The organism is Ruegeria sp. ABD4_443 (genome assembly GCF_056160865.1).
Map to the genome: position 1 here is coordinate 1 of NZ_JBSWYA010000018.1, position 6,164 is coordinate 6,164.

A 6,164-nucleotide genomic window follows, 5' to 3' on the forward strand; every position below is an offset into this window, starting at 1 on the left:
TCGAGATGGTGATGCCGCGCGCTTTTTCTTCCGGCGCGCCGTCGATTTGGTCATACGCTTTGAAGTCACCGAAATACTTGGTGATCGCTGCAGTCAGCGTGGTTTTACCATGGTCAACGTGGCCAATCGTGCCGATGTTGACGTGCGGTTTTGTACGCTCAAACTTTTCCTTTGCCATTCCTCAGGCGCCCTTTGTGGTTTGGGGGACCCTTGGTCCCGAATTGCATCTGCGCGCGCGAGATATTTGGTTAAGGGGGGAAAATCAAGCACATCCTGCGGGAAAAGCAAAATGTCACGCAGGATTTTGCAGTGACCCGTCGTTTTCAAGCGGCTGAACCAGGGCCGGACCCGGTGTGAACCAGCCGTTTTCCTTGTGTTCTTCGGCCAGCCATTCCTCGACCCGGTCCGCAACCTTCAGCGCCAGGCCATTCATCTGCTCGTGCTTGGTGCGTACATGCCCCGATCCCTGCAGCGCGCTGTCGCCGGTTGTGTCTTCAAGCACCTGGAACTTCTTGCCCTTGGCAAGGAATTCCTTCTTTTTCACATCGTAGACGTTGACCAGCACGATCGCGGTGCTTTTCGGGTTGTAGATCACGGGAATGCCCGGCGGGGCCAGCATGTAACCCTCAAGGCTGATTCCAATATCCACATCCTGCGTTCCGGGATATCGCCCCAGCCGCAGGTCGACATTCTTTTGAATGGCTTCGGTCCATTCCTGCGGGGTCGCATCGCGCGACACCGGGCCCTGAACGGCCTTGTCGGCAAAAGCATAGTTCACCCGCAGCTTGAACGCGCCCAGGTCTTCTGGGGCTTCGTCGATCTGCGTTTGCGTGCAGGCCGACACAAGGGCCAGTCCGGTGATCAAGGTCAGGATGCGCAGCATTGTTTTCATCTCGATAGGCCTGTTTTCATTGGATGTAGCGCACCCGAACCACTTGTGCCAAGCCGTATCGGCAGAATTCCACCGTAACCAAAGCGTGATCACGAGAATTTAAAATCCCGCGGAAAGCCATAGGGGGGCTTTTTCCCGACGCTGGCGCGTTTGGCCAGCCATTGGGACATGTCCGCCTCGTGCCGCGTCTTGTCGCCACCCATGGACCATTTCAGGCCCTCTTCCCAGTTAAAGGTTGTGATGTCGGACAATCCGCCATCCAGTTCAAGCGTACCCTGACGCCCGCGCGCCATGTTGTATTTCTGCAGGCGCACACCCTTGCCCCGCGTCATTTCCGGCAATTCTTCGGTCGGGAAGACCAGGAATTTGCCGTTCTGAGACACCACCGCGACGTGATCGCCGACGATAGGTTTGCAGATTACCGCTGTCTCATCCCCTTTGACGTTCAAAACCTGTTTGCCGTTTCGTGTCTGGGCCAGCACGTCATCCTCGGGCACCATAAACCCGTTGCCCGCATCCGAGGCCACCAGCAGCTTGCGCCCCGGCTTGTGGATCAGGATGTCGATGATCTGCGCCTCGTTCGGTAGATCGACCATCAGACGCAGCGGTTCACCCATACCCCGCCCGCCGGGCAGGTTGGCGGCGCTGACAGTATAGAATCGCCCGTTCGAGGCAAAGACCAGCAGGCGGTCGGTGGTCTCGGCATGGAAGATGAACCTAGGGCCGTCGCCGTCCTTGAACTTCAGCTCACGCTTGAGGTCGATATGGCCGGTCATGGCGCGAATCCAGCCCATCTGAGAGCAGACAACCGTGATCGGTTCACGGTCGATCATCGCCTCAAGCGGCACCTCTTCGACCTGTCCGGCCTCGGCAAACTGCGTGCGCCGTGCGCCACCTTCGTAGTCTTTGCCAAAGGTCTTCTTGGTCTCTTTCAACTGCTCGGCGATCTTGGCCCATTGCAAGGCGGGATCGGCCAGCAGGTCTTCGAGATTGGCGCGCTCTTCCATCAACGCGTCACGCTCGCGGACCAGTTCCATCTCTTCCAGACGGCGCAGGCTGCGCAGGCGCATATTCAGGATCGCGTCAACCTGAACCTCGGACAATTCGCCCTCACCCGGCTTGGGCGAGACATAGTCGGCCTCGCTGGTGGCGCGCACATGGGTAACCCCCCAATCCTCGCGCATCAGCGCGGCTTTGGGGTCGTCGTCGTAACGGATGATGTCGATCACACGGTCGAGGTTGAGGAAGGCGACGATAAAGCCCTCCAGCACCTCTAGCCGGTGGTCGATCTTGGCCATCCGGTGGCGCGAACGGCGCAGCAGCACCTCTTGCCGGTGATCAAGGAAAGCGCGCAGCACTTCCTTCATCGAGCAGACCTTGGGCGTCACCCCGTCGATCAGCACGTTCATGTTCAGGCTGAACCGCACCTCAAGGTCCGAGTTGCGATAGAGCATGCCCATCAGAACCTCGGGGTCGACGTTTTTCGAACGCGGTTCAAGGATCAGACGGATGTCATCGGCGGATTCGTCCCGGACATCAGCCAGGATCGGGATTTTCTTGGTCTGGATCAGTTCCGCGATTTTTTCGATCAGCTTGGATTTCTGAACCTGATAGGGGATCTCGGTGACGACGATCTGCCATTGGCCACGGCCCAGATCTTCGACTTCGAACTTGCACCGCAGGCGGAAAGACCCGCGTCCGGTGCGATAGGCCTGGGCGATGTTCTCGGGCGGCTCAACAATGACGCCGCCGGTCGGGAAATCCGGTCCGGGCACATAGTTCAACAGCGTGTCGTCGCGCGCATCCGGCGTTTTGATCAGATGCAGACAAGCGTCGCAAAGTTCCGAGATATTGTGCGGTGGGATATTCGTCGCCATGCCCACGGCAATACCGCTGGCACCGTTGGCCAACAGGTTCGGGAACTGCGCCGGCAGGACAACCGGCTCGGTCAGCGTCCCATCATAGTTGTCGCGAAAATCGACGGCGTCCTCGTTCAGACCCTCAAGCAGCGCTTCGGCCACGATAGTCATCCGCGCCTCGGTGTAGCGCGAGGCCGCCGGGTTATCGCCGTCGATATTGCCGAAATTCCCCTGCCCGTCGACCAGCGGGTAGCGCACGTTGAAGTCCTGCGCCAGACGCGCCATCGCGTCGTAAATCGCGGCGTCCCCATGGGGGTGATAGTTACCCATCACGTCGCCCGAGATCTTCGCGGATTTCCGGAACCCGCCCGTCGCGCTCAGCCGCAGCTCGCGCATCGCATAGAGGATTCGCCGGTGCACCGGCTTCAGACCATCGCGCGCATCGGGCAGTGCCCGGTGCATAATGGTGCTGAGTGCATAGGTCAGATAGCGCTCGCCAATCGCGCGGCGCAGCGGCTCGGCCACCTCACCTGCGCTCTCGGGGGTCTCCATGTTGGGGTCGTCGATCGTATCGTTCATAGATGATGTGATACGACGCCCGCCGGGCTTGGTAAAGCAATCTGCGCATATTTTGCCAAAGGCAGGTGGCGCTTTTTGCAACAGGGGGAGACAAACCCCGGATTTCCCCGGTTTTTCGACAGGACGGTCAAAATATGTTAGGCTTCAACGCATAGTTCTGCTGCCAATTCTTGTGTTGTTACGATTACCGGGGGATGCGCCATGACGCGCCTTATTCTTGTTACTTTTGCCATGCTCGGCTGGACTTTCTACGTGATGAGCGACGGTCCGAATTTTGAACCGCGCGGTGTGCGTTCGGCACCGCCCGCACAGATCGCGTCGGCACCTGCGCCGCGCCCCACACCGGCCGCGTCAACGCGCGCCGAACAGTTGGTTACCAAAGCCGCCCTAACTCCTGCGCCTGTGCCCGTGTCGACCGCCCAGCTTGCGCCGAAACCGGACCAGGCCGAGACAACCGCGCTGCTGAAACAGGTAGCATTCGGGTTGAATTCGACCCCGTCGATGTTCGACGACCAAGGCGCGACGTTCACCCTGGCCTCGCTGGAAGAAGGTGCCGCCGCCCTGCGACAGGTCGCGCCCGAACCGTCGACCGAACAGGCGCAGAACCCTGTTCCGGCCGAACCCCAGAAAGACATCCGCGAAGTTTCCGGCACGCGCGTCAACATGCGCGACGGGCCGGGCACCATCTATCCGGTCATCGGCAAAGCCGCGATCGGCCAAAAGGTCGAGGTTCTGAGCGAATCGGGAACCGGCTGGCTGCGTCTGCGCGTGTTGCCCGGGCAACAGGTCGGCTGGATTTCGGCCTCGCTGGTGCGGAAAACATCAAACTGACGCTTTCGCATGATTGCCCTGCGTCAAAGCCCGCCATAGCTTTTGACAGGAATCGTCTGCAGGGGTCCCATGCAAAAATCCATCCTCATCACCGGCTGCTCGTCCGGCATCGGTCTGGACGCGGCACACGGTATGCGTGCGCGCGGCTGGCGCGTTTTTGCATCCTGCCGCCATCAGCGCGATTGCGACCGCCTGCGGGCACAAGGGTTTGACAGCCCACGCATAGATTACACCGATTCCGACAGCATCACGTCAGGTTTGCACGAGGTTCTAAGTGCCACGGGCGGCACGCTGGATGCCGTGTTCAACAACGGGGCGCATGGGCTTCCGGGCGCGGTCGAGGATATTCCCGTCGACGGGCTGCGCCATATCTTTGAAACCAATGTCTTTGGCTGGCACGACCTGACCCGCCAGGTGATTCCCGTCATGCGGGCACAGGGGCATGGCCGCATCATCCAGAATTCATCCGTTCTAGGCTTTATCGCCTTTCCCTGGCGCGGCGCCTACATCGCCACCAAATTCGCCATCGAAGGGCTGACCGATACATTGCGGCTTGAACTGCAGGACACCGATATCAAAGTGATCCTGATCGAACCAGGTCCGATCACCTCAAAGCTGCGTGAAAAAGCTATCCCCGTATTTGAACGGTTCATAGATTGGGAAAACTCGGCGCTGCGGGACAAGTACGAAGGAAGCCTGCTCAAGCGTTTGTACGAAGACAGCGGCCCCGACCAGTTTGAACTGCCAGCCTCGGCCGTGACCGACAAGCTTGCGCAGGCGCTTGAGGCAGCGCGCCCGAAGGCCAGGTACTATGTCACCACGCCGACCTATATCGCCGGATACCTTCGGCGGGTGCTTCCGACGCGCGCAATCGACAGCATCCTGTCCCGTATCTGAGACGAAATTACCGGTTCGCATTTCCGCGTTCCAAGGCTAGAGATGGCCTGAGACACTCAAAACACGGACGGTGAACACATGGACCTGTTAATGGTCGTCCTGCTTTTGGCAATGGCCGCGGTTGTTGTCGTTCTGGGCCTTGGCATTGCCAATTTCGGCAAAAGCGGAACGGACGCCGCGAAGAAAAGCAACAAGATGATGCGGCTGCGCATCCTGTTTCAGTTCATTGCCGTGATTCTGATCGTGCTTTACGTTTACTTGCGCGGGCAAGGAGTGCAGTGAATGGTAGTCCTGAACAAGATCTACACCCGGACGGGCGATGACGGCAAAACCGCGCTTGGCAACGGTGATCGGGTCGCAAAATACGCGGGTCGCGTGGCGGCCTATGGCACCGTGGACGAACTGAATGCCTTTGTCGGCGTCGCACGATCCGAGGCTGAGGGCGAAACCGAAACCGCCCTGGCCCGCATTCAGAACGACCTGTTCGATCTTGGCGCCGATTTCTGCCGCCCGGACATGGAAAAGGATGCCGAGGCCGATTATCCGCCGCTGCGCATGGTTCAGGCCCAGATCGACCGGCTTGAGGCGGAAATTGATTCGATGAACGCCGCGCTTGAGCCGCTGCGCAGCTTTATCCTGCCGGGCGGGTCGCGGCTGGCCGCGCAATTGCATGTATGCCGGACCGTCGCGCGCCGGGCCGAGCGGCTGGCGGTTGAACTGACCAACATGGAACCGGTGAACGCGGTGGCGGTAAAATACCTCAACCGGCTCAGCGACTGGTTCTTTGTTGCGGCGCGTTGCGCCAACGATAACGGCAAGGCCGACATATTGTGGGTGCCGGGCGCAAACCGATAAGCCACTGGCCGTTACGTCAAAAACGACAAAACGCGACGTCCCAAGCCCAAGACGTGACGATTTTGCCCTGTTGCCGCGCGAATTCAGACGCTATTCAGTCCTTCGAGAGCATTGGTGGAGTCGCGTCGCGGCTTACCGTTTTTTGAGGAGAAAGCGCAAAAATGAAGGTACTCGTGCCTGTCAAGCGCGTGATTGACTATAATGTGAAGGTCCGTGTGAAAGCGGACGGTAGCGGTGTTGATCTCGCCAAT

General features: G+C 59.4%; 7 protein-coding genes and 1 pseudogene. 5 read left to right on the forward strand and 3 right to left on the reverse strand.

All coding sequences use genetic code 11. From position 1 onward, the window contains the following. The 3 genes from ACXAG8_RS18430 to ACXAG8_RS18440 form a co-directional block, all read right to left on the reverse strand. On the reverse strand, positions 1–178 hold a 178-nt coding region (locus ACXAG8_RS18430), incomplete at its 3' end, for a GTP-binding protein (RefSeq protein ID WP_475224168.1). Between the two features lie 114 nt (positions 179–292). Beyond that, complete coding sequence (locus tag ACXAG8_RS18435; RefSeq protein WP_475230661.1) at positions 293–892, reverse strand: hypothetical protein; 600 nt, start codon at positions 890–892, stop codon at positions 293–295. An 89-nt stretch (positions 893–981) separates the two neighbouring features. After that, positions 982–3,330 carry a DNA topoisomerase IV subunit A gene (locus ACXAG8_RS18440; protein WP_475230664.1) on the reverse strand — a complete coding sequence of 783 codons (2,349 nt, stop codon included), beginning with the start codon at positions 3,328–3,330 and terminating at the stop codon, positions 982–984. Positions 3,331–3,531: 201 nt separating this feature from the next. Between ACXAG8_RS18440 and ACXAG8_RS18445 the strand changes: the two genes are divergently transcribed. From ACXAG8_RS18445 to ACXAG8_RS18465, 5 genes and pseudogenes are all read left to right on the forward strand, one after another. Further along, positions 3,532–4,161 carry an SH3 domain-containing protein gene (locus tag ACXAG8_RS18445; protein ID WP_475230667.1) on the forward strand — a complete coding sequence of 210 codons (630 nt, stop codon included), beginning with the start codon at positions 3,532–3,534 and terminating at the stop codon, positions 4,159–4,161. A gap of 69 nt (positions 4,162–4,230) precedes the next feature. After that, positions 4,231–5,058, forward strand: coding sequence for an SDR family NAD(P)-dependent oxidoreductase (locus ACXAG8_RS18450; protein WP_475230670.1), 828 nt, complete (start codon positions 4,231–4,233; stop codon positions 5,056–5,058). Between the two features lie 78 nt (positions 5,059–5,136). Next, a complete protein-coding gene (locus ACXAG8_RS18455) occupies positions 5,137–5,340 on the forward strand; it encodes a twin transmembrane helix small protein (protein ID WP_475230673.1) in 204 nt (67 codons plus the stop codon). Continuing rightward, positions 5,341–5,913, forward strand: coding sequence for a cob(I)yrinic acid a,c-diamide adenosyltransferase (locus tag ACXAG8_RS18460; RefSeq protein WP_475230676.1), 573 nt, complete (start codon positions 5,341–5,343; stop codon positions 5,911–5,913). 161 nt (positions 5,914–6,074) lie between these two features. Continuing rightward, a pseudogene (locus ACXAG8_RS18465) lies at positions 6,075–6,164 on the forward strand (electron transfer flavoprotein subunit beta/FixA family protein); the annotation flags it as partial.

What these genes read in the sequence shown, in the direction of transcription:
- ACXAG8_RS18445 (WP_475230667.1), top strand. Translation starts at nt 3,532, where the DNA reads ATGACGCGCCTTATTCTTGTTACTTTTGCCATGCTCGGCTGGACTTTC.
- ACXAG8_RS18455 (WP_475230673.1), top strand. Translation starts at nt 5,137, where the DNA reads ATGGACCTGTTAATGGTCGTCCTGCTTTTGGCAATGGCCGCGGTTGTT.
- ACXAG8_RS18450 (WP_475230670.1), top strand. Translation starts at nt 4,231, where the DNA reads ATGCAAAAATCCATCCTCATCACCGGCTGCTCGTCCGGCATCGGTCTG.
- ACXAG8_RS18435 (WP_475230661.1), bottom strand. Translation starts at nt 892, where the DNA reads ATGAAAACAATGCTGCGCATCCTGACCTTGATCACCGGACTGGCCCTT.
- ACXAG8_RS18440 (WP_475230664.1), bottom strand. Translation starts at nt 3,330, where the DNA reads ATGAACGATACGATCGACGACCCCAACATGGAGACCCCCGAGAGCGCA.
- ACXAG8_RS18460 (WP_475230676.1), top strand. Translation starts at nt 5,341, where the DNA reads ATGGTAGTCCTGAACAAGATCTACACCCGGACGGGCGATGACGGCAAA.